The sequence below is a fragment of the Paraburkholderia aromaticivorans genome (assembly GCF_002278075.1).
In the GTDB taxonomy this organism is placed as follows: Bacteria; Pseudomonadota; Gammaproteobacteria; order Burkholderiales; family Burkholderiaceae; genus Paraburkholderia; species Paraburkholderia aromaticivorans.
Map to the genome: position 1 here is coordinate 1,650,592 of NZ_CP022990.1, position 23,678 is coordinate 1,674,269.

Sequence of the window (23,678 nt, forward strand, 5' to 3'; positions counted from 1 at the left end):
TGTGCCGTAAAACAGCGGCCTTGCGCGTTTCCGCTGTGGTTTGCGGCATACGCCGTGGCGTTTCGGGGCGGCGCTGCGACAGGGTTGTCGTGTGGTTGCGGGTTAACACCCATGATTTACCGCCTGCCCAGAAAGCTGCCAGAAGGTTTCAAATTTTTATAATCGCCGACATTCACCCAGAAAGCGCCGCGTGCCTCACCCAGCGGCGACCAAACCTAAGGAGACTGCATCATGCGTACCTTGCGCCAGATTGCCGCCGTGTCAGGTCTTGCCTTCACCCTTGCCGCTGCTTCGGCTGCTGCTCACGCTGAAAAGCTCACGATCATGGTCGGCGGCGCCACCAAGATCATCTATCTGCCCGCCAAGCTCACGGAGCAACTCGGCTACTTCAAGGACGAAGGCCTCGACGTCGAAATCCTCTCGCAACCGGCCGGCGTCGACGCGGAGAACGAACTGCTCGCAGGCGCGGTGCAAGGCGTGGTCGGCTTCTACGATCACACCATCGACCTGCAGAGCAAGGGCAAGGAAGTTCAGGCGCTCGTGATCTTCGGCCAGGTGCCGGGTGAAGTGGAGATGGTCTCCACCAAGGCGTCCGAGACCTTCAAGAGCATGGCCGACTCGAAGGGCAAGACGCTCGGCGTGACCGGGCTCGGCTCGTCGACCAGCTTTCTCACGCAATACCTCGCGCAACGCGCAGGTGTGCCGTCCACGCAGTACACGCTGCTGCCCGTGGGCGCGGACAACAGCTTTATCGCGGCCATCAAGCAGAACCGCATCGATGCGGGCATGACGACGGAGCCGACCGTCTCGCAGTTGCTGAAGACCGGCGACGCCAAGGTGCTGGTCGACATGCGCACGCTGGAAGGCACGCGCGCCGCGCTCGGCGGCACCTATCCGGCATCGAGCTTCTACGTGCAGCGCGCGTGGGCGGAGTCGCACAAGGACGAAGCGGCAAAGCTCTCGCATGCTTTTGCGAAGACGCTGAACTTCATCGCGACGCATAGCGCGGAAGAGATTGCCGCGAAGATGCCGAAAGACTACTACGGCAACAATAAAGACCTGTACGTCGGCGCGTTGAAAGCGTCGCTGCCGATGTTCACGAAGGACGGCAAGATGCCGGCCGACGGTCCGGACACGGTGCTCAAGGTGCTCTCGGCGTTCAATCCTTCGGTGAAGGGTAAGCATATCGATCTCGCCAAGACCTACAGCAACGACTACGTATCGGCAGCGGTCAAGACCGCGGCGAAGTAACGATCTTTAATCAAAGTCACGAGAACAGCGAGGGACCAGCCGATGAATCAACCCATTTCACGCGATACGCCAGCGATCGAGATGCGCAACGTATCGTGCCGTTTCATTTCTCCCGACGGCAAGGCGACCATTGCGCTGCGCGACTTCAGCATGTCGGTGGCGCGCGGCGAATTCGTTGCGGTAGTCGGCCCGACGGGTTGCGGCAAGTCCACCACACTCAGCATGATTACCGGTTTGCTGAAACCCACCACGGGTGAAGTGCGCGTGATGGGCGCGCCGGTGGACGGCATCGACCCGCGCATCGGCTTCGTGTTTCAGGCCGACGCCGTGTTCCCGTGGCGCTCGGTGCTCGACAACGTGGCGGCGGGCCCGCTGTATCGCGGCCGTTCGAAATCCGCCGCGTACGACGAAGCCAACGAGTGGCTGCGCCGCGTGGGCCTCGACAAGTTCGGCAAGCACTATCCGCATCAACTGTCCGGCGGTATGAGAAAACGCGTGGCGCTCGCGCAGACCTTCATCAACAAACCGGAAATCCTGTTGATGGACGAGCCATTCTCCGCGCTCGACATGCAGACTCGCACGTTGATGCAAGACGAGCTTCTGCAATTGTGGGGAGGGGTTGGATCGGTGGTCTTCGTCACGCACGATCTGGAAGAAGCGATTGCGCTCGCCGACCGCGTGTTCGTTCTGACCGCGCGCCCGGCTACGCTCAAGAAAGTCTACGAAATCGATTTGCCGCGTCCGCGCGTGACCTCGGAGGTTCGTTACGACCCGCGCTTCGTCGAAATCTCGCGGGACATCTGGCACGACCTGCGCGAAGAAGTGCAGATTGGTTAATCAAGGAATGGCAAATATGTCTACTACCCCCCAACAGATGATGCCGTCGGGCATCGACGCCGCGTCGCTCGCGCAAGTCGAGCGCGTGGCCCAAAAACGCATCCGGCAACGTCACGCGCTGGTGATCTCGTTACGTATCGTCGTGCTGGTGGTCGTACTCGGCGGGTGGGAACTGTCCGCGCGCCTGAAGTGGATCGACCCGTTCTTCTTCTCGATGCCGAGCGCGATTTTCGACCAGATCGTCGACTGGTTCGTGAACGGCACCTCGCAAGGCCCGCTGCTCACCCAGGTGTGGGTCACGCTCGAAGAAACGGGGCTCGGCTTCATTATCGGTTCGGTAGCCGGGGTGTTCTGCGGCATCGTGCTCGGCCGCAACAAACTGCTGTCCGACGTGTTCAGTCTCTACATCAAGATCGCCAACTCGATTCCACGCGTGGTGCTCGGATCGGTGTTCGTGATTGCGCTCGGTCTGGGCATGGCCTCGAAGGTGGCGCTGGCCGTGGTGATGGTGTTCTTCGTCGTATTCGCCAACGCTTTCCAGGGCGTGCGTGAGGCCGATCGCTACATGATTGCGAATGCGCAGATTCTCGGCGCGTCGCGCCGTCAGGTGACGACCTCGGTGGTGATCCCGTCGGCGCTGAGCTGGATTCTCGCGAGCTTGCACGTGAGCTTCGGTTTTGCTCTGGTCGGCGCGGTGGTGGGCGAGTTTCTCGGTTCGAAGCAGGGTATCGGTCTGCTGATTTCCACCGCGCAAGGGGCGTTCAACGCAAGTGGCGTGTTCGCCGCCATGATTGTGTTGGCTGTGGTCGCACTGGCCGCAGACTATCTGTTGACCGCGGTCGAACACCGTCTGTTGAAGTGGCGGCCGGCCGCGGTTTGATCAGGATGTCTTAGTCCCTGGGCAGCGACACTTGTTTCGAGGCTAATGCCGTTCAGTCGTGGACTGAACGGCATTTTTCGTTTACGGATTGTGGATCACGCGTTGCCGCTCGACTGTGGCCCCAACGTATCTCCGCGTCGTAAGTCAGAGCCGATGCGAAATGGCATCGCCGAGTCGATCCGCTGCGTAAGCCAAATGGAAACTTGAATACGGATCACGTCGAGCGCGCCACCCCTCATATCTATATTTCCGCATTCGCATTCAGGATGGCTGATTAATGCTTGAATCCGCATGTGATCTGTACGTCTGCTTCACATGGCGGAGGCAAGACCGGCTCTCTGAACCGTCGCCGAACGACAAAGCCTCAGCGTGCACCTTTCCTTGCTACACGAAGTATTTCGATAACGCACCTCTCTGGTGCGCTGCGCACAATTCGACAAGGACGCCGGTGACAGTCCCCGCCCTGTGTCCCGCCGGAAAGTCCCGCATGTGTTGCGCGCATGTCCGGCGGACGTTCGCAATGGGTGCCGCGAGGGTGGCGCCAAGGGTTTGAAGGAGATGGACATGAAGAAGGCTCTGATCATCGCAGGCGGACTGCTTTGCGCGTTTACATGGCAAGCGCATGCTCAGGACACCACCGCGGAGAGTACAGCGCAGGCGCAACCGACAGCAGCCGACGCGATGGGCGGGCAGCCCGCCACCACTTCGATGTCCGGCGGCCCTGCAAGAACACAGGGACTGACGCGCGCGGATGTCTACCAGCAACTCGTTCAATCGCAGAAAAGCGGGGAAGCGGCGCGCCTGCAAGATCTATTCAAAGGGGGCAATTGAACCGTGCCGTAGCATTGGAGCGGGACCGCTCTGTTGAATCCAGTAGCCGTCCACATCACTGCATGAATGACGCCGTGTTTGCGTCAACGTCCCGACGGGATCCCGACCGGACGAAGCGAATACGGCGTCCAGTGGAAACGGCCGCCTGGTCGTGATTGTCGGCCCTGTTAGTCGCCACTTTCCCGCAGCCTGTCGCCCGTCGCCAAACTCACTATCAGTATTCGTTGGCCCCCGCGCAACACATTTTCATCACCCACAATCGCCCCAATCGCATACACGCCCGCCGCATAAGACACCGTGCGCTATGGCACGGTCGATGCGTAAGAAAAGACACCCCGTCGTGCACTTACCAACATCGGTTGAATCGAGGTGCGTCATGTCAAGCGTGCAAAGTCAGCGTCGTCCAGTGACGTGGCGAAGCCGGCCCTTTTCTGCGGAAAGCGGTTTGAAGCACCGCACTCGAGGCCGCCACCTCGCCACCGGATTCGTGCCGCTCGGGTTACGGACCGCCGGCTTCATCGGCCGGGGTCCGAAGCAATTGTGGCCGTATGTCTTGCCGTGGGTTTTCGCGGTGCTCACCGTCGGTTTCTTCTGCCTCGTCGTGCGCGGCGTACTCACGCGGCAGTTGCTGGTGCCACCGGTCGAAACGCCGCAGTCGCTGGTGGAACGCGGTTATACGTCGAACTTTCTCGCGGAACGCATCATGTCTTCGATGAGAGCGATCGGTCAGGACGCCGAGTCGATTCCTCACGACACCATGACCGACAACGACGCGCAACCGGACATTCAGATTCCCGGCCAGGAGATGTCGTATGCGACGACAGTGCGCTTCATCAAAGGCGTCATAAAACGCACGGATGTCGTGGTTCACGTCGGCATCACCAAGGTCAACGAGAGCGCCGACTCCTATATAGCCCACGTGCAGATTGAAGGCGGCCCGTTCAATGCCCGCGAAAGCACCGTGCCTTTCGAAGGACGCGACCTGGAAAAGTTCGTGCACGATATCGCTGTCAAAGCCATGCGTCTCGCCGAACCGAATATTCTGGCCAGTCACCTCTATTCGCAAGTCCAGAAGACCAAGTGCTCGCTCGCGCAATGCGACTACGGCGAGATCGTCTCGATCTACGACGAAGTGCTGTCACTGCCCGCCTCCGAGCAAGGCGAATGGGCGCTCGCTGGCAAAGCGTGGTTGCTCGCCAATCAGGGGCTCTCCAAAGAAGCCGAACAGCAGACCCGCGAAGCGCTGACCGTGTACACGCATTCGGCGGTGCTGCGTGCAAGCCTCGGCATTGCACTCGAACAGCAGCATCGCATCGACGACGCACTGGAAGCATTGCGAGCCGGTGCGAGCGAGAAATCGAAGACTGCTGAAAATCTGCGTCTTCTCGGCGACGTGCTGTTGCATGCGAATCGCTATTCCGAAGCGCTCGACGCATTCAAGCAGGCTGACAGCATGAAGCCGGACTCTGTCGACAACCTGCACGATTGGGGCGAAGCGCTGGTTACGGTCGGCCGTTATGACGAAGCGATCGAAAAACTTTCCCGCGCGGTCGCACTGCGCCCGGATCTGGCGCCCTCCTACGCGGAATGGGGCCGGGCACTGGATCGCAAAGGCGATCTGCTCGGCGCCTCGCGCAAATACGCGCAAGCGTTGCAACTCGACGCGGGCACTTTGTCGGCGCGAGAAAGTCGTCTGGCGCGCGTCGCGAAAGCGATTCAGGAAGGCGATCGCCCCGACATGCCGAAACCCGATAGACAAATCAGACCCGTTTCGCATCCCCCCGCAGCGCTTCCGTTTCAAACGGCCTAACAGGCACCCGGCAATACCGAATGAATCACCATGCGGATGGCTTTGCCCAGAAGCATTTTTACCGTCGCAGTCATGCACACAGTGGAAGAGGAGATGATTGATGGACAACTTCGATGATGCGTTCAAGGCTCTAATCGGCAATGAAGGTGGGTACTCCTTCAATCCGCATGACCCGGGCGGAGAAACGATGTGGGGCGTGACGGCACGGGTGGCGCGCAGCGAGGGCTATACCGGGGCCATGAAAGATCTGCCGCTGGATACCGCGAAACAGATCGCGAAGCAGAAGTACTGGGATCCCTTGCACCTCGATGAACTCGACCCGCGAGTGGCCTTTCAGATATTCGACGCCAATTACAACGGCGGGCTGGTGGTGTTGTGGATGCAAAAGGCGTCCGGCGCGAAAGAAGATGGCAAGTTCGGCCCGGACACACTGGACGCGGTCAAAAGCGCGGACCCGCTGAAGTTTGTCATGCGCTTTGCCGCCTTTCGTTTGCGTTATCTGCGGAACCTGCATGCATGGCCCAATTTCAGCCGTGGATGGACAGAAAGAATGGCCGCGAATCTTCTCCTGGGAGCAGCATGATGGACTGGTCAAAAGTGGCATCGAATATTGGCAGCGCGGCCCCCCTGCTCGCCGGGCTCGTGGGAGGACCGGTCGGCTTGGGCGTGACCGCCGCCGCTTCGATCATTTCACATGCACTCGGAACGCCTAGCGATCCCGCCTTCGTGGAACCCGCGTTGAACGATCCCGGCGCACTGGAGAAGATCCGTCAGGCGGAGAGTGCGAACTCGTTGCAGCTGCAACAACTGATGGTCACTGCCGCCCAGGCGGGCCTCGCGCACGAAAGCGACATGGCGCGCATCCAGGCCGCCGATCGGGCCGACGCGCGCGCCATGGCCATCAGCAATAAGGACTGGGTGCCCAAGGTGCTCGCCATGGCGGTTACCGCGGGTTTCTTCGGCATTCTGTTGCTCATGGCCTTCCAACCGCTGCCGGGGCCGAACAAGGATCTCGTCAACGTGATCGTCGGCGCCCTCGGTACGGCGTGGATCAGCATCATCGGATATTACTTCGGCACCTCGGTCGGATCGATGCGAAAGACCGAGCTACTCGCCAAGCCCAGCGTGCCCATTACGCCGGACAGCGCGGTCACGCTGCGCGAGCCCGCCACTTCTGCACCACGTCCAGCAGCGGCCAGCGCACCCTCGCATGGCGAGGTATTCCAGCAGTTCGCGCCGGGCGGCCAAGGTCCGATCTTTTCGGGCAGCTGACCCGCAGAGCGCAATCCGGACGATGCACCCGGCGAGCGAGCGGCTCGCCCCGGGCATCGTCCGTTGCCGTCTTTGTCTCAGATTCGGCAACAAACAATACCTGAAACGGTGATTACTCTCTCCAGGTCGCAAAACTACAATGCAATCACTGACTACGAACGAGAACGCTCGTAGCAACACAAAAACCGAACTGGAGGTAGTTCATCATGAAATCGCTCATTCAAGCAGTTGTTATTGCCACCGTCCTGGCCGCGCCTGTTGCTTCGTTTGCGCAGTCAAACCAGCCTGTGACCCGCGCCCAAGTGCGCGCCGAACTGATTCAACTGGAAAAGGCCGGCTATCAACCGGGCCGCGACGACCCGCACTACCCGGCTGACATTCAGGCCGCGCAAGCTCGCGTCGACGCTCAGAACGGAACCGCGCAGGCAGCGCAAAGCGGCTTCGGTGGCGTGGTGAGTGGCGCGTCGCAATCGGGCCGCCCGGAACTCGCCAACGGCCCGAAGTCGATCTACTTCGGCAATTAAGCGGTAGATAAGCGGCAACCAGGCGTCGGTCATGCGGTAAGCAAGCGGTAACCCGGCCGTAACCTGCCGTCGGCGGGCCACGGCCGGTGCAGGCGCGAGAAATCGCGCGCCGCCCGACGCTCAGCGCGTGCACGGCATACGCGCACTGATTCAAATGAACTGGCCCGCGACCGAGTACTCCCGATCGCGGGCCAGTTGTGTATTCCTTACCTCCGTCATCGGGCTCCCGATGGCTTCCGCCTGGACCTTCGCGGTCCGGGCGCTTTTTACCGGCAAGTGGTTTGGCGAGACTTCTGCGTGTATCGCCAGAGTCGTTGAAACAGGCGCCTGTGGGCCGGTTTCAGATAGTGGGCTCGCGAATCGAATCAGTCGCGCGCCACCAGATCGCCCACTTGACCGCGCCCGGTGACGAGGCAGCTCGATAGAAAATTCTCGCCCTGGCTGCTGGCCCCGATGTCCCCGAAACCTTTTTTCAGCGCGCTCGACTTCACCAGCTCGGCACCCTGGTGGCAGGTTATCGTGCCCATTTCTCCTGCTTGCGCGCGCATCAGCGCCCTATCTGCCATCAGATAGCCAAGCAGCAGCACCACGGCAATATTGAACGCTTGTCTCATGGTTCGCCTCCTCTTTTGAGCAGACTAACGCGAACCATGGATGCTTGGTCCTAGGGGTTTCCCGATCGAACGGTATTCCATGATGCAGATTAAATCAGGTAATGCTTCCACGCGAGCCGCTATGCGGGGTGACTGAATCCGGCGTTGCGCGCACAAAACGGAACTTCTGGATGCTCCTCTGCGCGCGTTTGGTATTCTGCTCGAACAGCAGATATACCGTGTACGCATAGACGTAACACGCGACGAGCATGCTCATGAGCACCAGCACACCGCGAGCGTCGAACTGGATACGGTGCCCGAACCCGACTGCGGCGACGAACAGAATGAACGAGAAATGCGTGAGATACAGCGAATAGGAGAATGCGGAGAAGCGTATCGCGATACGCGACAGGAGCGCCGGACGCAGGCGAACGTTTTCCCAGAGAATGCAACGCAGGAAAATGAAACACGGCACGCCAACGGCCCAGTCGTTGCTCCACAGGAACAAACGCGAGCACACCAGCGCGGCGAGAAACGCCGCTCCGCTTGCCAGCGTGAACCAGGGCAAGCCCGTACGCACGCTCCGCGCCGCAAAGCGCCTTTCCAGAACCACCAGGATGACGCCGAGCAGCCAGAGGCCGAACCCGCTCAGAAGCGACGGGAACGCGATCATCGTGGCGAGTGCGAGTGCAGCCGCCGCGAAGGCCGCGAAGCCACGCCGCTGACGCAGTAGTACGAAGCACGCGGGGAACCAGAGGTAATACCAGAACTCGTTGGCGAGACTCCACAACGGCCCATTGGATCCATAGGTGCCGCACGCGAGGGTCTGCAGGAACACGAGGTTGCAAGCTAGCGTCGCGCCTCCGAGATGCGATGCGACGTTGATCTGCTGATCGAACGTACCCTCGGTCCCGAGATAAAAGGACCCGCCTCCCAATGCGATGCCCAGGCGGTCCCAGAACATGGTCAGCAGCAGAGCGGGAATCAGCACGATCCACAGCCGCGACATGCGTTCGGTCAGATAGCGCTGCCAGGTCCAGGTTCCCGCCTGGACCTGGCGCAACACCGAACCGCCCACAAAGTATCCGCTCAGCAGGAAAAATACGATCACCGCAGTGTGGCCGTAGTTACTGACGAAATAGAACGCCTTGCCCGCGAGTCCCATGGCGGCACTCGAACGGTAATCGACAAACATGAGATTGCGCAGATGACTGATGCATACCGCGCCTGCCGCCAGTGCGCGGATCAGGTCCAGCGTGTCGCAATGGTGTTTGTCGGCAAGCGCCATGTGAGTCGGATCGGGCAGAGAGGTTGTCCAACAAACTAAGGCCCACCCTGTTTTTATTCGGTACGCTCCCCCACACTGCACAGGTGACGGGCTATCCGGTGGAATACGGCGAGACCATTCGCATCGCGCGCAAGGTCGCGAGCCGGCGTGTGATGTTGCGCAGCGGATGCCTGCTGTTCCGGATCATGCCGCGGGTCTCCAACGGAACAGCAAATGGCTCAAGAGATTCAGAAGCGCGCTTCGATCTGCCTGATTCGCTGTTCGACGGCGTTGCGCACGAGCCCATTCGAAGGCACCAGCAACAGCGACCAGGCGATGATCTGATACACCTTGTTGCGCCGAACTTTGGAGACTTTTTGCGGATCGAGCCAGGCGTCGTTGTCCACCAGAAGGATCAGCGTCTCCAGGCCGATCAGAATCGGCCACAGGCTCGCAAGACGCAGCCGTACCGCGGACGCGGGAATGGCCAGCGTGTAGTCGAGGGCTTCGCGGAAATGATCGAGTGTCTTGCGCAGAAGCTCGATCATCAACGGTCGGGCACGCACGGAGTTGGCCGGCAGCAGCAGGTCTTGCGCGCTCAGACCATATCGGTCGAGCAGGGTCTGCGGCAGGTAGCAGCGGCCGATGCGCAAATCCTTGCCGCAATCGCGCAGCACGTTGGTCATTTGCAGTGCCTTGCCGAAACGCACGCCGCGCCGTGCCATGGTGTCGGGTTGCTCCCTCAGCGTGCCGGGCATGTGCGCGTAGGTCATCGTGGTCCAGAATTCGCCGACGCAGCCCGCCACCAGATACGTATAGCGGTCGAGTTCGTCGTATTCGCGCAGCGCCGCGATCCGGCCGGAACGTTCGTCCGGAAAGGTGCGAAGGTCGAACTCCATGCCCTCGGTCAACGTCGTGACGATCTCGCGCACGGCCTTGCGATCGAACTCGCTCAGTTGCAGTAGCACGTCGAGCGCGGGACCGAGCGATTCGAGCAGGACCTTCTCATCCGACTGGACCTGCTGCCCCGCCACTTCGGCGGCCATGCGCCGGAACAGCGCGCCGTCGTCCGCCGCGCCATTCACCTGCTCGCGTAGCGACAGCAGCAAGGCGAGGCGTTGTTCAGGCGAGATCAGCGAGGTATCCGCGATCGTGTCGGCCGCGCGCGCCAGCAGGTAGGCAAGTCCGATCGGATCGCGCATCCCGACGGGCAGCACGCGCAGCGTGAGATAAAAGGAGCGTGAAACGCCTTTCAGGAGCGGGCCGAGAAGGAAGGCCCGGGTCGGATTCGGCATGAATGGGATCAGGTCAGTATGGGCGAAAAGCGGACAGAAATCCGGCGCTGCCGAATTGTATACGGCGCGCGCGCTCAACTCTTTTTCCCGCTCCAGTTGCACCGTTTGAAACGCTTGCCCGCGTGGCGCCGAGTGGATCGACCTTTGCCGCGCCCATTCGCCGCTAGTCCCTACCCGCCGCGCCGACATTGCCCGTTCGCCAACCGGCCCGGCACCAGGTAGAATTCGCCGCATCCATGCCGACGCGCGCCGTAGCCGTCCTGCTTCGGGAACACGGATTGCTGGCAAAAGTAGTTTGAACAACAGACGGTTCAAGGGCGAGCCGTCGATTCCGCGCACCTTGAATGACACTTCGACAATGACTATCCACGAATCTCCGACGTCTTCCCGATCCAACGTGGAAACAGGCGTCCCCGGTCTCGACGAGATCCTGGGCGGAGGTCTGGTCCGCGGCGGCGTCTACCTGCTGGAAGGCATGGCCGGCGCCGGCAAGACGATTCTGTCGAGCCAGATTGGCTTTCATCGTGTAAGCCAGGGCGAGAAGGTGCTGTATATGACCTTGATCGCCGAATCGCACGACAAGCTCCTGGGGCATCTGAAGGGTCTGAGCTTCTTCGACGAAAAAGCCGTCGCACAGCAGATGCTGTTCGTCTCCGGCTATCACGAACTGATGCAGGACGGTCTCGACGGCTTCCTCAAGCTGATCGCCTCGAGCATTTACGATTACCGCCCGAGCCTGATGATCATCGACGGCTTTCGCAGCGCGCGCGAATTCAGCGAAACCGAATTGTCGCTGTCGAAGTTCATCCACGAGTTGAACGCGCTGGTCGCGGCCATGGATTGCACGACCCTGCTGCTCGCGCCGCTTTCGGGCAACGAACCGCATCCGGAGCACACGCTGGTCGACGGTCTGATCGAGCTGAACCGGTACAACGACGGCATGCGCCGCGCGCGCGAAATCGAAGTCCACAAGATGCGCGCGCGCAATCATTTAATGGGCAAGCATTTTTTCCGCATTGCCGAAAGCGGCCTGTTGATGTTCCCGCGACTGGAAGCGCAATGCGCCGCACAGCCCGGCCCGGTGGATCTGAAAGCGCGCCTCGGTTTCGGCCTGCCGCATCTGGACACCCTGCTGGGCGGCGGCTTTGCGCAAGGCTCCACGACGACGCTGATCGGGCCGTCGGGCGTCGGCAAGACGCTGCTCTGCCTGCAATTTCTCGCCGCTGGCGTGGCGCGCGGCGAACGCTGTGTGTACCTTGGCTTTTACGAAGGACCGCAGCGGCTCATCGGCAAAGCCGAGGCCGTGTCGATCGGCCTCACCGAAGCGCATGACGACGGCCGGCTCGTGATCCAGTGGCAACCGGCCATCGAACTGGCCGTCGACGAACTCGCGGCCACCGCGCTCGCCACGGTCCAGAAGGTCGGCGCATCGCGCATCGTCATCGATGGTGTGGAAGGCTTCCGCGATTCCGCATTGCGCACCGAGCGCTTCGGCCTGTTCCTGAATGCACTGTTGCATCAGCTTCGCGAAGCCTGCGTCACGACGCTGCTAACTGAAGAATTGCCGCTCTACGCCGACCCAGGCCATTCCCGGAGCGTGCGCGTCTCGGCGTTGACCGAGAATCTCCTGTTGTTGCGTTACGCCGAAACGGAGGCGGGTCTGCGGCGCATGATTTCCGTGGTCAAACAGCGCGAAAGCGCCCACGACACCTCCTTGCGAGAGCTCGTGATTTCGCCTCAGGGTCTCGACGTGATCGAAGCCCCGGGCGGTACCGCGAGCATGTATTCGGCGGCAGGCCTGTCAGCCACGTTGCCGCCGCGACGAAATACGTAGTCACCCATGAAAACCATTCTGGTCGTGGACGACGAGTTCGACATCCTCACGGTCTGGCGACTGTTGCTGGAGCGGCACGGCTATACCGTGCTGGTCGCGTCGAACGGGGCGGCCGCGCTCGAACAGATAGGCAAGACCCGGCCCGACATCATCTTGTCGGACTGCATGATGCCGGTCATGTCCGGGCTGCAATTGTGCGCGGCGCTCAACGCCGATCCCGATCTGCGCGCCATTCCGATCATTCTGTGCAGCGCGGCGGCGGATATACCCCTGCAGCCGAACCCCACGATCGCCTACGCGCGCAAGCCGCTCTCCTTCGACACGTTACTGGCGATGCTTCAGCGCATGGCCGCATAAAGCGCCGGACTGCCGGCCCGGCGGGCCGACGCGCCGTCTGCGAGCGCGCCCGCCCCCTCCTTCTCCTCCGCGCGAAACGCCGGATCCACACCCCATGCCCTATGCAACGCGGCCAGGACCGCCCCGCCAACGCCGCTCCAGGCATCTTGAGACGACCGCGCCATTTGTTGAGCGCGTCCAGCGTTCTGCGTTTTGCCGCTGCCTTTTACAGTACGTCATCGATCGCGCGAAGCCGGAACATCGGAGCGCGACGCAACTTTCGGAGGATCGGTGATGAACAGCAATCGTGGGGCGATTCCAGTTGCTTTCTTCGGAATCGCGGTGGGCGCGCTGGCGTTTGCCAATTTGTGGCGCGTCGCGATCAGGCTCTGGCACCTGCCGGCTGCCGTGGGCACCTTGACGACGGTAGCCGCGCTCGCCGTGTGGCTCGTCATTCTGGCGGTATACGGGCAAAAGTGGCTGACGCATGTCGCCGAAGCCCGCGCGGAAATGAAGCATCCCGTGCAATCGTCGTTTGCGGCGCTCGGGCCCGTTTCAAGCCTGCTGGCCGCGCAGCTTCTAGAGCCGTATGCGCACGCGTTGGCGCTCGCGCTGTTCGGCGTGGCCGTCGCCGCGCAACTGGCGCTCGGCGTCTATCTGCATGGAAGGCTCTGGCAGGGTGGACGCAAGCCGGAACTGGTGACGCCTGCCATTTATCTGCCGACCGTGGCGCCGAGCTTCGTGGCCGGCACGGCTGCGGCCGCCTTCGGGTTCCATCAATTGGGCGGGCTTTTTTTCGGCGCGGGTCTGCTCTCGTGGCTTGCAATCGAATCGCTGATCCTGCATCGCGCCGCCGTGCATGAACCGCTGCCCGAAGCACTGCGCCCGCTGCTCGGCGTGCAACTCGCGCCGCCAGTGGTGGGTGGCGTGACCTATTTGAGCCTGAGCAGCGGCACGCCCGACCTGTTCGCGCTGGTCCTGCTCGGCTATGGCTTGTACCAGGCGCTGCTGCTGTTGCGTCTGCTGCCGTGGATTCGCCAGCAGGCTTTCGTCCCGGGCTATTGGGCCTTCAGCTTCGGTGTGGCCGCTCTGCCGACAATGGCGCTTCGGATGGTCGAACGAGGCGCGACGGGTCCGCTGGAATGGGCCGCGCCGGTTCTGTTCGTCGCGGCGAATCTGATCATCGCGATCCTGGCGGTGAAGACGCTGGGTTTGCTGGTGCAGGGCAAGCTCATTCCCGCCGCCACTACGGCCACTACCGCGACTGCCGCGGCGACGCCAGCCGTCAGTTCCCGGCCCGCATCGCCAGCACCGGCCGCTTCACGGATCGCCCGAGCCGGCTAGACTGCCACGCTGACGCGGCCCGATTCGGCAGCCCGATGCGCGCCGCGCTCAGATGGACGCCACCACCAGGGCGCCCACGTTCGCGATCGCCGCATTGCTGCGCGCCGCGTTGCCATCCGTTTCGGTCAGGTACACGGTCACCAGCACCGGACCGCGTCCGGGTGGCCAGAGGATCGCCACATCGTTGGCGGTGCCGTGATCGCCAGTGCCGGTCTTGTCGCCCACGCCCCACTCCTTTGGCAGCCTGGCGCGAATCCGCGCTCCGCCCGTTTCGTTCGCCGCGAGCCACGCCAGCAGTTGCGCCCGCGACGGCGGCGACAAATGCTCGCCGAGCAGAAGTTCGCGCAGATTGCCGAGCATGGCGTTGGGCGTCGTGGTGTCGCGCGGATCGCCGGGCATGGCTTCGTTCAGTGTCGGCTCGTTTCGATCCAGACGCGTGATGCCGTCACCCAGGCCGCGCGCGAACGCGGTCAGCCCCGCCGGTCCGCCGAACGTCGCCAGCAAGAGATTGGCCGCCGTGTTGTCGCTCAACGTGATCGCCGCCTTGCACAGTTCAGCGATGCTCATGCCCGCCTGACCGGTCAGCTCGCGGGTGTGCTTGCTCGTGGCCGGCGAATTGGATACCACGTCGTTCTGTGAGAACACCACGCGCCGCTGCAAATCTTCCTCGCCGCGGTCCGTGCGCGCCAGCACCGCGCCCACCGCCAGCACTTTGAAGGTGCTGCACATCGGAAAGCGCTCGTCGGTCCGCCAACCGGCGTGCAAGCCGGACATCGTATCGACGATCGACACCCCGAGCCGGCCGCCGCTCGCCACTTCGATTTCAGCAAGCCGCCGCCGGATTGGTTCGGCCCTGCCCAGTTCGCGCCCCTGCGCCGCCGCCCCCGTTTTCATCGTCTTGCCGAACGCGCCGGCTCCGCCAACTGCAACTCCAGCTATCGAAACACCCAGCATCGCGCCCGCGAACTTGCGTCTTGTGACCATCGCTGCTCCTATGTGTGAAGGCGCAACTATCGGTTTTCCGCCAGCCGCTGACAAACGATGATAAGTTAGCCAACTCACAAGAAAATCTTATGCCTTCGCGATGAGACCGTACCTTCCGCTGAACGCGCTGCGCGCTTTCGAATCGTCCGCGCGGCATCTGAGCTTCACGCGCGCGGCGCTCGAGTTGAACGTCACCCAGGCCGCCGTCAGCCAGCAGGTCAGAAGCCTGGAGGAGCGGCTCGGCACCGCGCTCTTCAAGCGTCTGCCGCGTGGTCTTGCCATGACGGACGAGGGTCTCGCGCTGCGTCCGGTGCTGACCGACGCGTTCGATCGCATCGAAGCCGTCCTCAAGCAATTCGAAGGCGGCCACTTTCACGAAGTGCTGACGGTCGGCGTAGTGGGCACGTTCGCGGTGGGATGGCTGATGCCGCGACTCAAGTCGTTTCGCGACGCGCATCCGTTTGTCGAACTGCGGCTGCTGACGAACAACAACCTGGTCGATCTCGCCACCGAAGGTCTCGACTTCGCGATCCGTTTCGGCGACGGCACATGGCCCGGTTCGCTCGCGACCAAACTGCTCGACGCGCCGCTCGCGCTGCTATGCACGCCTGAAGTCGCCGCGCGTCTGTCGAAGCCGGAGGATCTCGCCAATGAGACGCTGCTGCGCTCCTATCGCGCTGACGACTGGATGAGCTGGTTCACGGCCGCCGGCATTGCGCCACGGCCGATTCGCGGGCCGGTGTTCGATTCGTCGCGGCTTATGGTGGAAGCGGCGATGCAGGGCGCGGGGATCGCGCTCGCGCCCGCCTTGATGTTCGATCACGAGATCAACACAGGCCGGCTGGTGCGCCCGTTCGAGGTGGAGGTTCACGCCGGCAGTTACTGGCTCACAGGGTTGAAGGGCAAACCCATGACGCCGGCGATGCTGCTGTTCAGTCAGTGGATCGTCAAGGAAGCGGCCGGGCAGACGCCAAACTAGCCGGCTAGCAAAGCGCCGTGCGGCGATGGCCGTTCATTGCCGGCCGTTCGGCTTGCGGCGGAAACACATTCCACGAGCCGTCGTCATGACGGAAGAAGAAGATCGACAGCAGCCCGCCCGGCCGCAAGGCTTCCACGCACACATAGCGTTGCTGTTGCGATGCACGGTGGCAAAACTGCACGACGCGCGCGGGCATCGACGGGGTCGGGGCGAGCCATTTGTCCACGGCCCAATGCAAGGTCTTTTCCGCGGCAGCCATGATGTTCTCCTTGAATGCTTGAATCGCTGAAATCGGATGGCCCGTTACGCCAACTGCATGGCACCCTGAGCGCCCTTCGCACTGCTTTCCACGAAAGCCTTCACGAGGCACACGAGCGCATGCATGCCGGTGCGCGGATGGCGCAGGCAGCAATGCACCTGTTCGCTACGGCTTTCGCCGAGCAGGCACCACGAGCAGAAGTGCTCGCAGTTGTTCGTCAGCAGGCGGTAGTGGTTTTCACCGAGACGGGAGCGTGCGCGGCGCACGGCTTCGTCGCCGACGTAGCGGGCGGACGGGGTGGAGCGGATCGACAGCGGGTGACCGGCGGCGAAGCGTTCCAGTTCCACTTCTTCAACCGGGCCGCGATGCGCGGAACTCGCAAAGCCCGCGTAATGAACCACGCGACCATTGCCCACATAGATGCCGTGGTGTTCGTACCCGCGACGTTGCGTGACGAGGTGCGCGCCGATCGGCAGGTCGATGGTGGACGCGGCGTCGCGGCGGTCTTCGCTGCTATCGCTGCTCGTCGGGAGAAGTTTGGTGTTCATGGCTGGCCTCGCTTCGATTTCCAACACTGTTGCGAGGTTATTCGCATCATCCGGGCCATGCGCGCGAAAGCCTTTATTTAAAGGGCTTTGCGGCAAATTGCAGCGGGACGGACGCGACGAGTGTGCGTTGTGAGCCGACAGAATCCGGGCCGAAGTGTTGGCGGCCGGCGTTCATTCATGGCTGCTGCGCGAGGGGCAGGCAAGCCGATAACGACGCGCGGCGGGTGACGGGAAAGTGTTGGGTCCGACACCGGTCCGGCTGCGCGCTAGTTGGCTGTCAGCCGACCTGTGAATCAACCCGCGTCCGTGCGGGATGAAACGAGGCGCGCGGAATCGCCCGGCTATCAAGGCGTCAGAAAAAACGGCGCGCAAGGTCCGCAAATTGGCATGGCACTTGCATCGTATCGCGCAGATTCAATTAAACCGCGCGTCACCGCGCGCGTTTCACGCGGCCAACCGGAGAACGACATGGCTTCTATTACAGTAACCGACCTCTCGCTGAACCTCGCGCTAGACCGCAAAGCGATGACGGCGATTCGCGGCGGCGGCGGCGCCCCATGGGTGTACGGCTGGATTCAGCCTTATGTGCGCGACACGCCGAGCATTGGACCCGTCGTCAATCTGTACGAGGTGTCCAACAACTTCTATGCTAACCAGATGATCAATCAGTTCCAGTCGGTCGACGTCCGCAACACCGGCGCGAACTCGAACATCAGTGTCTCTCCCGACGCACGCAGCAGAAACGATACGGTGTAAACGTTGTGACCTGTGCGAGCCAATTTCGCTGGACGTCGTCCGCGCGTTCCGATGCCGGACGCGTCCGCGAAATCAACGAAGATGCCTGCCTCGACCAGTCCGAACTCGGACGCTGGGCCGTTGCCGACGGCATGGGCGGTCACGCGGTCGGCGATGTGGCGAGCCGTCTGGTGATCGATGCGCTCGCCCGGCTGACCTCGCCAGTTAGCATGAAGGCGTTTGTCGCCGACGCACGGGCGCGCCTGCAAAGCGCCAATCGTCAACTGCGGGAAGAAGCCGCGCGCCGCCAGGTGCAGCGTATCGGCAGCACAGTCGTTGCGCTGCTCGCCTGCGACCGTTTCTGCGGCTACGTATGGGCCGGCGACAGCCGGCTGTATCTGCTGCGCGAAGGCAGTTTGCGGCAACTCACGCGCGATCACAGTCAGGTTGAGGCGCTCAAGTCGCTCGGCGTGATCACCGAGGAGGAAGCGCGGCATCATCCGGCGCAGCATATGATCACGCGCGCCGTCGGCGCAACCGACGTGCTCGAACTCGACGACGACGCCATCGAGGTTGTGGATGGCGACGTTTTCCTTCTCTGCAGCGACGGCCTGAGCAATGAGGTCAGCGAAGACGAGATGCTGGCCGTGCTGAGCAAGTCGGCAAGCGTGAACGCTTCTGAAGAACTCGTCGAGCTGGCGCTCGCGCGCGGCGGACGCGACAACATCACCGCCGTGGTGGTGCGCGCCGAAGACCCGAATGCATCGGACAAAACCCTGCTGAACCCGGCGCCTTGAGCCTGTTGTTGCAATGACGGCGCATTACCGGGGCTTAAGTCGCGGGCTCAAGGCTCGTCGCCTTCCTCGTCACGCTCGCCCGCACCGTTCCTGGCAGCGGAAGGCATATTGCGGTTGCGGAAGTCCTTTGAATGCAGGCCGTGCTTCTTCAGTAGCATCTGCAGATGCGAACGGTTCATGTCGATACGGCGGGCCAGTTCCGCGACCGTGCCGCTCACTTCGCGAAGGCCACGCTCGAGAAACGCTTTTTCGGCGTCGTCGCTGGCCGCGCGCTTGGCGTCGCTCAGTGACATCAGGTTGGTCACGCTGATCGGCTCCTGCCCCGTTGCGGCCGCCGCGTTCAACGACGACGCGGGTCCGGGCCCCGTCGGCCGCATGTCCTGCGGCAAGTGATCGACATCGGCCATATCGCCGGCCAGACACGACACGCGATACATCACGTTGCGCAGCTCGCGGATGTTGCCCGGATACGCATAGTTCAGCAGAAAGTCGCGCAGACGCGGCGTCATCCGCACGGGCCTGCGCTTCAACGTACCGGCGGCTTCATCGCCGAACCACGCAATCAGCAATGGAATCTCATCGCGCCGTTCGCGCAGTGGCGGCAGCGTGACATGAATCACACTGAGCCGGTAGAACAGGTCCTCGCGGAACTTGCCCTCTTCACTCAGCTTCCGCAGATTGCGATTGGTCGCGGCGACAATGCGCGTGTCCACCGCAATCGTCTCATCGGACCCGACGCGCTGAATCTCATGCGCTTCCAGCACACGCAGCAGCTTCACCTGGCCGGCTAGCGGCAACTCGCCGATCTCGTCGAGGAAAATGGTACCCGTATGCGCGCTTTCGAATTTTCCCTTGCGGTCGTTCGAAGCCCCCGTGAATGCGCCTTTGCGATGCCCGAACAATTCCGACTCCAGCAGATTGTCGGGAATCGCGCCGCAGTTCACGGAAATGAACGGCTTGTCGGCACGCGAGCCGTTGGCGTGAATCACCTTCGCCATCAGCTCCTTGCCGGTGCCGCTTTCGCCGTCGATCAGCACGGGCAAATCAGTCGGCGCCGCTTTTTCCGCAATTTCGAGCGATTCGAGCAGCCGCGGATTATCGCCGAACGTCCCTTCGAAAATGAAGCTGCGTTCGAGCAGCGCTTTGCGGCGCGCGCCGCGCGATTGATCGACCCGCTCCTGCGGCTCGGCGGCCACCGCCGCTTGCACGAAGCGCTCCTTGTGCGAGAGTTGCATCACCTCGTCGCGTAACGAGGTGGCTTGCCGCAAGAGTTTGTCGATGTCCGCGCGCTCCAGCCGCGACGACCAGCGCAACGTCGAGCGCAGAATCTCGATCCGCTCGATCAGGCCCGCATACGAAATCGCGGGGCTGGCCTCTTCAATCTGGTCGAGTATTTTCATCATCACGCGCTCAACTGTTTCTGGACCAGCTGGTAATACATGCCGCCGCGCTGAATCAGCTCATCGTGGCGGCCCTGTTCGACAATCGCCCCTTCGTACAACACGAGAATCTTGTCCGCGCGCATGATCGTGCTGAGCCGGTGCGCAATGATCACCGCCGTTCGTCCTTTCAGGATGTCGTGCATATTGCCGAGAATATTGCTTTCCGATTGCGAGTCCAGCGCCGAGGTCGCTTCGTCGAAGACGAGCAAACGCGGATCGTGATACAGCGCGCGGGCAATGCAAAGCCGCTGGATCTGCCCGCCGGACAAGCCGATTCCGCGCTCGCCGACGATCTGCTCGTAGCCGAGCGGCATCTTGCTGATAAACGCGTGCGCGTCAGCCATCTTCGCGACTTCCTCGATGCGGCGCCGATCGGGCGCGTCGTCGCCGCTAGCGATATTCTCCGCAATCGTGCCGGAGAACAGCAGGTTGCTCTGCATCACATAACCGATCTGCGCGCGGTAATAGGCTTTATCCACCACGCCGAGATCGTAGCCATCTATCGTCATCTTGCCCTCGGTCGGCGTGTAGAAGCCGACCAGCAATTTGGCGAGCGTGGTCTTGCCCGATCCGCTGCGCCCCACGATCGCCACCAACTCACCCGGCTTGATATCGAAGCTGATGTTCTCGAGCACATACGCCGAATCGTTTTCGCCGTAGCGGAAATAGACACCGCTCAGGCTGATTTCGCCCTGAAGTTCGGGCAGCATCACCCGCGAGGGCAAATCCTGCGGCTTCTGCTCGGGCTCGATATCGAGCACGTCGCCAAGGCGCTCCATCGCCACGCCCGCGTCGTTGAGCATGCTCCACAAGCCGACGAGGCCCATTAACGGGCCCAGTACGCTGCCCATGAACGCGTTGAAGGCGATCAACTGACCGATCGTCATTTCACGCGCCAACACGAGATTCGCGCCGACCCAGAGAATCGCGATCGTCGTCGCGGCATTCAGCAACTGGCTGCCGAGTCCCACGAGAATATTGAACGCATGCGCGCGATACTGCACTTCGAGCGCCTTCGCGTACTTCTTCTCCCAACGCAAGCGCACCGGCCGCTCGATCCCCATGCCCTTGATAGTCTCCACCCCGGCAAGCGCTTCCATCAGAAACGACTTCGATTCGGTCGACGCCGTGAACACTTCGCGCGCATAGCCTTTGATCTTCGGCGTGGCGATCGCGGTCAGCGCCATGATCGGAATGACGAACGCGATCAGCACCAGCGTCATCTTCACGTTGTAGACGAACATGATCGTGAAGTAGATGAATACCATCAGCAGATTCAGCGCCGTGGTAACAGTGGATTCGGTCAGGAAAGCGCGGATCGTCTGGTTCTCCTGGAAACGCGCGAAAATGTCGCCGGTCTTGCGCTTGGCGAAGAACGAAAATGGCAGCGACAGGGTGTGTTTGAAGAACTGCGACATCATCGCGAAGTCCATGTTGCGTACCATGAAATTCGCGAGATAGGCGCGAATCGACGACATCAGTTGCGAAAAGACGTTGGCGATGATCAAGCCGCCAATCAGGAGATGCAGCAGGCTGACATTCTGATGCACGATCACGCCGTCGAGAATGTTCTGGATAATCAGCGGCGGAATTACGCCTAACACCTGAATGACGAAGGTAGCGAGAAACAGGTGACCGAGAATCTTCTTGTACGGCGTGAGATAGCCGACAAAGCGTATCCACGGCGAACGCGCGGCAGACATCTGCAGCAGATTCGGGCCGCCGGCAAACAGCAGACAGGTGCCGCTCCAACCGCGCTCGAAGTCCTCGACCGTCATCTTCTTGAAGCCGACCGCCGGGTCCGCGACCCACACATAGTCTTTGGAGAGCCCGTACACCACGACGTAGTGGTAGCCCTCCCAATGCACGATGAACGGCAGATCGAAGCCGCGCAACGAGTCGAACGTGCATTGCACGCCGCGGGCCGTGAAGCCCAGCGATTCACCCGCGCGCGCGAGACTGTCGAGTGTCGCGCCTTGGGTCGTGACGTTGGCGAGTTCGCGCAATTTACCGAGCGTCATTGGAATGCTGTAGTGGCGGCATATCATGGCGAGGCACGCCGCGCCGCAATCCATTTCTTCGGCCTGTTCGACCAGCGCGAAGCGCTTGATGACTTTCTCGCCGAACTCGGGCTTAGTCTGCAGATCGAGCATGAGCGGCAGCTTGCGCCGCTGTTCGAGACGTTTCTGGCGCTGCAATTCGCGGTCGCCGTAACGAATCCGCTCGTCGAGCACTTCGCGCAGCTTGGGATTGCGCTCCAGGATGAAGTGGACCGTGCGCTCCGGAATCACCAACAGGCGTGTATCGGTCGTCGCGACAACCGAGGCCATCTGCTCCTGACGCATCAGACACGCTTTCTCGCCGAATATCTCGCCTTCTCCGAGCGTCGCGAGCGTGTAGTCATGGCCTTCCTCGTGCCGGACAATGCGCACTTCCCCCTGGCGCACCACATACAGCCGCCGGTCTTCGCGTCCGTCCTGCTTGAGAATTTCCTTGCCGGCCGCGACCCGCTTCACACCGACGCTGCGCACATACTCCTCGAGTTCCGCCTTGTTCAGCTTGCCGCGCAGATCGAACAACTGCGCGACGAACCCGCCCGCTGAGTTGATTGCCACATAACTGGCAACGAACGCCAGCGCGGCCTGATTGCCGGCAATCACCGGTTCGATCGCGGCACGCGGAATGAACAGCAACTCGGTTTTCGCCGACGCCCGCACCGACGCTTCATGCACATAGGCGCGCAACATCGCGATATCGGCGAAGATTTCGCCCGATTTGCGCACCCCCATGCTGGTTTCCTTGCCGTGCTCCTCCGTGAAGATCCGCACTGAACCCGAGCGAACCACGTACAGCCCGTCGGCCGTCTCACCCGCGGAGCAAACCGTTTCGCCGAATGAATAGAAGCGCGCTTGCGCATATTCGGCGAGACGCTCGATCTCATCGCGCGAAAACGGCGAAAGAATTTCCACCGAGGTGAGAAACTCGGCTGCGGAGGGCGCGGTCTGGGGTGCATCCATGTGCTTGCGGACCTCGAATCGGCGTGTCGTGGCGTTGTTTCAATGCGGCGTGCGAGCGCGGGCTAACGCGCTTCGATCACGTGCTCCTGCGCGCGGGCGATCAGCCAACTTTCGCGCAGCAGCCGCCTGACTTCCGAGGCCACGTCGGCGTCGAGCGTCGCGGGATATTTGGCCGTTACGGCGAAAATCTCGAAGCACGATCGATCCGCCGACGGAAACGGCCCCAGCAGGTCGCCCACTGCCGCATTGAAAATCTTCGCTTCGATGTCCGGCTTCAATGAGCCGCGCAACACCTTGCCGATCACGCCGCCGGCCTCGCGCGTATCCGCGATGGAGTGCTCGCGCGCCATGTCGGCGAAACTGTCGGGGTCGTCGTGCAGATACGAGATCATCTCCTTCGCCTTGCCTTCGCTGTCGAGCACGATGTGGCTCACTTCGATCGCGTCGAACTTCGGCGAATTCAGTGCGAAGTAGTCCTTGATCGCGGCGTCATTGCCGATCTCGTCGAGCATCTTCTCCTGATACAGCCCGTCGGTAATGAAGGCCTCGAACTCGTCGAGACTGACGTTGAGCGCATCGAGGTACTGATTCATATCCGTCGCGCGATGCAAGCCGCGCACCCGGCGGAATTGATCGGCGCGTTCCTGGATTTCATCCGCGCTCACGGTCAAGCCCTGCTTCTTCGCCGCATGCACCGTGAGCTTGTCGCGCACGATCTGCTCGATCAGGCTCTCGAACTGGCCGGTCAATTTCAGAAGACGAATGAACTCGGCCACGTCCACGACTTCGTCGTCGATTCGTACTATCGCGGTCATCTCGTTCGCTCCTTTAATTGATGTGGGA

23 protein-coding genes are annotated in these 23,678 nt (G+C 61.8%); 14 read left to right on the forward strand and 9 right to left on the reverse strand.

From position 1 onward, the window contains the following. Nucleotides 1-231 precede the first annotated feature (231 nt). The 8 genes from CJU94_RS27060 to CJU94_RS27095 all read left to right on the forward strand — a co-directional run bounded on the left by CJU94_RS27060 (nt 232) and on the right by CJU94_RS27095 (nt 7,405). Nucleotides 232-1,251 carry an ABC transporter substrate-binding protein gene (locus tag CJU94_RS27060; protein WP_095421698.1) on the forward strand — a complete coding sequence of 340 codons (1,020 nt, stop codon included), beginning with the start codon at nt 232-234 and terminating at the stop codon, nt 1,249-1,251. A gap of 42 nt (nt 1,252-1,293) precedes the next feature. Continuing rightward, on the forward strand, nt 1,294-2,088 hold the full coding sequence (locus CJU94_RS27065) for an ABC transporter ATP-binding protein (protein ID WP_095421699.1): 795 nt from the start codon (nt 1,294-1,296) through the stop codon (nt 2,086-2,088). Nucleotides 2,089-2,104: 16 nt separating this feature from the next. Then, nucleotides 2,105-2,968, forward strand: coding sequence for an ABC transporter permease (locus CJU94_RS27070; RefSeq protein WP_095421700.1), 864 nt, complete (start codon nt 2,105-2,107; stop codon nt 2,966-2,968). A 564-nt stretch (nt 2,969-3,532) separates the two neighbouring features. Then, nucleotides 3,533-3,799, forward strand: a complete 267-nt coding sequence (locus tag CJU94_RS27075) for a hypothetical protein (protein WP_095421701.1) — start codon at nt 3,533-3,535, stop codon at nt 3,797-3,799. 376 nt (nt 3,800-4,175) lie between these two features. Next, a complete protein-coding gene (locus tag CJU94_RS27080) occupies nt 4,176-5,609 on the forward strand; it encodes a tetratricopeptide repeat protein (RefSeq protein WP_095421702.1) in 1,434 nt (477 codons plus the stop codon). A gap of 100 nt (nt 5,610-5,709) precedes the next feature. Further along, nucleotides 5,710-6,192, forward strand: coding sequence for a glycoside hydrolase family 108 protein (locus CJU94_RS27085; protein ID WP_095421703.1), 483 nt, complete (start codon nt 5,710-5,712; stop codon nt 6,190-6,192). Further along, nucleotides 6,192-6,881 (forward strand): hypothetical protein, encoded by a 690-nt coding sequence (locus CJU94_RS27090; protein ID WP_095421704.1) that lies wholly within the window; start codon nt 6,192-6,194, stop codon nt 6,879-6,881. Before CJU94_RS27085 ends, CJU94_RS27090 begins: the two co-directional genes overlap by 1 nt. Nucleotides 6,882-7,087: 206 nt before the next feature. Next, the gene (locus CJU94_RS27095; protein ID WP_095421705.1) at nt 7,088-7,405 is read left to right on the forward strand and encodes a DUF4148 domain-containing protein; all 318 of its coding nucleotides are present in this window, start codon (nt 7,088-7,090) and stop codon (nt 7,403-7,405) included. Nucleotides 7,406-7,770: 365 nt separating this feature from the next. Here the strand turns inward: CJU94_RS27095 and CJU94_RS27100 are convergent, their stop codons facing one another. From CJU94_RS27100 to CJU94_RS27110, 3 genes are all read right to left on the reverse strand, one after another. Then, nucleotides 7,771-8,019 (reverse strand): hypothetical protein, encoded by a 249-nt coding sequence (locus tag CJU94_RS27100; protein ID WP_095421706.1) that lies wholly within the window; start codon nt 8,017-8,019, stop codon nt 7,771-7,773. A 94-nt stretch (nt 8,020-8,113) separates the two neighbouring features. Beyond that, nucleotides 8,114-9,286: an acyltransferase family protein gene (locus CJU94_RS27105; protein ID WP_095421707.1), complete on the reverse strand. Its 1,173-nt coding sequence runs from the start codon at nt 9,284-9,286 to the stop codon at nt 8,114-8,116. Between the two features lie 227 nt (nt 9,287-9,513). Continuing rightward, the gene (locus tag CJU94_RS27110; protein ID WP_095422816.1) at nt 9,514-10,560 is read right to left on the reverse strand and encodes a phytoene/squalene synthase family protein; all 1,047 of its coding nucleotides are present in this window, start codon (nt 10,558-10,560) and stop codon (nt 9,514-9,516) included. 358 nt (nt 10,561-10,918) lie between these two features. On the opposite strand from CJU94_RS27110, the gene CJU94_RS27115 reads away from it, so the two are divergent. The 3 genes from CJU94_RS27115 (at nt 10,919) to tehA (ending at nt 14,074) form a co-directional block, all read left to right on the forward strand. Continuing rightward, nucleotides 10,919-12,394, forward strand: coding sequence for an ATPase domain-containing protein (locus CJU94_RS27115; RefSeq protein ID WP_095422817.1), 1,476 nt, complete (start codon nt 10,919-10,921; stop codon nt 12,392-12,394). Nucleotides 12,395-12,400: 6 nt separating this feature from the next. Next, entirely contained in the window at nt 12,401-12,751 is a 351-nt protein-coding gene (locus tag CJU94_RS27120; RefSeq protein WP_095421708.1) for a response regulator, read from the forward strand. Between the two features lie 273 nt (nt 12,752-13,024). Then, nucleotides 13,025-14,074, forward strand: a complete 1,050-nt coding sequence (gene tehA, locus CJU94_RS27130) for a dicarboxylate transporter/tellurite-resistance protein TehA (RefSeq protein ID WP_095421710.1) — start codon at nt 13,025-13,027, stop codon at nt 14,072-14,074. 48 nt (nt 14,075-14,122) lie between these two features. Here the strand turns inward: tehA and bla are convergent, their stop codons facing one another. After that, on the reverse strand, nt 14,123-15,058 hold the full coding sequence (bla, locus tag CJU94_RS27135; RefSeq protein ID WP_095421711.1) for a class A beta-lactamase: 936 nt from the start codon (nt 15,056-15,058) through the stop codon (nt 14,123-14,125). Nucleotides 15,059-15,158: 100 nt separating this feature from the next. Between bla and CJU94_RS27140 the strand changes: the two genes are divergently transcribed. After that, nucleotides 15,159-16,037: a LysR family transcriptional regulator gene (locus CJU94_RS27140; protein ID WP_095421712.1), complete on the forward strand. Its 879-nt coding sequence runs from the start codon at nt 15,159-15,161 to the stop codon at nt 16,035-16,037. A gap of 4 nt (nt 16,038-16,041) precedes the next feature. On the opposite strand, the gene CJU94_RS27145 is transcribed toward CJU94_RS27140, so the two are convergent. Both CJU94_RS27145 and CJU94_RS27150 read right to left on the reverse strand, forming a co-directional pair. Next, nucleotides 16,042-16,296, reverse strand: coding sequence for a hypothetical protein (locus tag CJU94_RS27145; protein WP_095421713.1), 255 nt, complete (start codon nt 16,294-16,296; stop codon nt 16,042-16,044). Nucleotides 16,297-16,340: 44 nt separating this feature from the next. Continuing rightward, nucleotides 16,341-16,844, reverse strand: a complete 504-nt coding sequence (locus CJU94_RS27150; RefSeq protein WP_095421714.1) for a lecithin retinol acyltransferase family protein — start codon at nt 16,842-16,844, stop codon at nt 16,341-16,343. A 468-nt stretch (nt 16,845-17,312) separates the two neighbouring features. Here CJU94_RS27150 and CJU94_RS27155 point away from each other — a divergent pair, with 468 nt between their 5' ends. Both CJU94_RS27155 and CJU94_RS27160 read left to right on the forward strand, forming a co-directional pair. After that, nucleotides 17,313-17,600: a hypothetical protein gene (locus CJU94_RS27155; protein ID WP_095422818.1), complete on the forward strand. Its 288-nt coding sequence runs from the start codon at nt 17,313-17,315 to the stop codon at nt 17,598-17,600. Between the two features lie 5 nt (nt 17,601-17,605). Continuing rightward, the gene (locus CJU94_RS27160) at nt 17,606-18,376 is read left to right on the forward strand and encodes a PP2C family protein-serine/threonine phosphatase (RefSeq protein ID WP_095421715.1); all 771 of its coding nucleotides are present in this window, start codon (nt 17,606-17,608) and stop codon (nt 18,374-18,376) included. 47 nt (nt 18,377-18,423) lie between these two features. On the opposite strand, the gene CJU94_RS27165 is transcribed toward CJU94_RS27160, so the two are convergent. From CJU94_RS27165 to CJU94_RS27175, 3 genes are all read right to left on the reverse strand, one after another. Beyond that, entirely contained in the window at nt 18,424-19,779 is a 1,356-nt protein-coding gene (locus CJU94_RS27165) for a sigma-54 interaction domain-containing protein (RefSeq protein ID WP_095421716.1), read from the reverse strand. Then, nucleotides 19,779-22,835, reverse strand: a complete 3,057-nt coding sequence (locus tag CJU94_RS27170) for a peptidase domain-containing ABC transporter (protein WP_095421717.1) — start codon at nt 22,833-22,835, stop codon at nt 19,779-19,781. Before CJU94_RS27170 ends, CJU94_RS27165 begins: the two co-directional genes overlap by 1 nt. A gap of 62 nt (nt 22,836-22,897) precedes the next feature. After that, nucleotides 22,898-23,650 carry a peptidylprolyl isomerase gene (locus tag CJU94_RS27175; protein ID WP_095421718.1) on the reverse strand — a complete coding sequence of 251 codons (753 nt, stop codon included), beginning with the start codon at nt 23,648-23,650 and terminating at the stop codon, nt 22,898-22,900. Between the last annotated feature and the right edge of the window lie 28 nt (nt 23,651-23,678).

Bases quoted from the DNA above. Each gene is read 5' to 3' on its own strand.
- CJU94_RS27060 (WP_095421698.1), top strand. From the start codon at position 232: ATGCGTACCTTGCGCCAGATTGCCGCCGTGTCAGGTCTTGCCTTCACC.
- CJU94_RS27110 (WP_095422816.1), bottom strand. From the start codon at position 10,560: ATGCCGAATCCGACCCGGGCCTTCCTTCTCGGCCCGCTCCTGAAAGGC.
- CJU94_RS27170 (WP_095421717.1), bottom strand. From the start codon at position 22,835: ATGGATGCACCCCAGACCGCGCCCTCCGCAGCCGAGTTTCTCACCTCG.
- CJU94_RS27100 (WP_095421706.1), bottom strand. From the start codon at position 8,019: ATGAGACAAGCGTTCAATATTGCCGTGGTGCTGCTGCTTGGCTATCTG.
- CJU94_RS27105 (WP_095421707.1), bottom strand. From the start codon at position 9,286: ATGGCGCTTGCCGACAAACACCATTGCGACACGCTGGACCTGATCCGC.
- CJU94_RS27140 (WP_095421712.1), top strand. From the start codon at position 15,159: ATGAGACCGTACCTTCCGCTGAACGCGCTGCGCGCTTTCGAATCGTCC.
- CJU94_RS27150 (WP_095421714.1), bottom strand. From the start codon at position 16,844: ATGAACACCAAACTTCTCCCGACGAGCAGCGATAGCAGCGAAGACCGC.
- CJU94_RS27075 (WP_095421701.1), top strand. From the start codon at position 3,533: ATGAAGAAGGCTCTGATCATCGCAGGCGGACTGCTTTGCGCGTTTACA.
- CJU94_RS27145 (WP_095421713.1), bottom strand. From the start codon at position 16,296: ATGGCTGCCGCGGAAAAGACCTTGCATTGGGCCGTGGACAAATGGCTC.
- CJU94_RS27155 (WP_095422818.1), top strand. From the start codon at position 17,313: ATGGCTTCTATTACAGTAACCGACCTCTCGCTGAACCTCGCGCTAGAC.
- CJU94_RS27115 (WP_095422817.1), top strand. From the start codon at position 10,919: ATGACTATCCACGAATCTCCGACGTCTTCCCGATCCAACGTGGAAACA.
- CJU94_RS27120 (WP_095421708.1), top strand. From the start codon at position 12,401: ATGAAAACCATTCTGGTCGTGGACGACGAGTTCGACATCCTCACGGTC.
- CJU94_RS27065 (WP_095421699.1), top strand. From the start codon at position 1,294: ATGAATCAACCCATTTCACGCGATACGCCAGCGATCGAGATGCGCAAC.
- CJU94_RS27080 (WP_095421702.1), top strand. From the start codon at position 4,176: ATGTCAAGCGTGCAAAGTCAGCGTCGTCCAGTGACGTGGCGAAGCCGG.
- CJU94_RS27085 (WP_095421703.1), top strand. From the start codon at position 5,710: ATGGACAACTTCGATGATGCGTTCAAGGCTCTAATCGGCAATGAAGGT.
- tehA (WP_095421710.1), top strand. From the start codon at position 13,025: ATGAACAGCAATCGTGGGGCGATTCCAGTTGCTTTCTTCGGAATCGCG.
- CJU94_RS27165 (WP_095421716.1), bottom strand. From the start codon at position 19,779: ATGATGAAAATACTCGACCAGATTGAAGAGGCCAGCCCCGCGATTTCG.
- bla (WP_095421711.1), bottom strand. From the start codon at position 15,058: ATGGTCACAAGACGCAAGTTCGCGGGCGCGATGCTGGGTGTTTCGATA.
- CJU94_RS27070 (WP_095421700.1), top strand. From the start codon at position 2,105: ATGTCTACTACCCCCCAACAGATGATGCCGTCGGGCATCGACGCCGCG.
- CJU94_RS27090 (WP_095421704.1), top strand. From the start codon at position 6,192: ATGGACTGGTCAAAAGTGGCATCGAATATTGGCAGCGCGGCCCCCCTG.
- CJU94_RS27175 (WP_095421718.1), bottom strand. From the start codon at position 23,650: ATGACCGCGATAGTACGAATCGACGACGAAGTCGTGGACGTGGCCGAG.
- CJU94_RS27095 (WP_095421705.1), top strand. From the start codon at position 7,088: ATGAAATCGCTCATTCAAGCAGTTGTTATTGCCACCGTCCTGGCCGCG.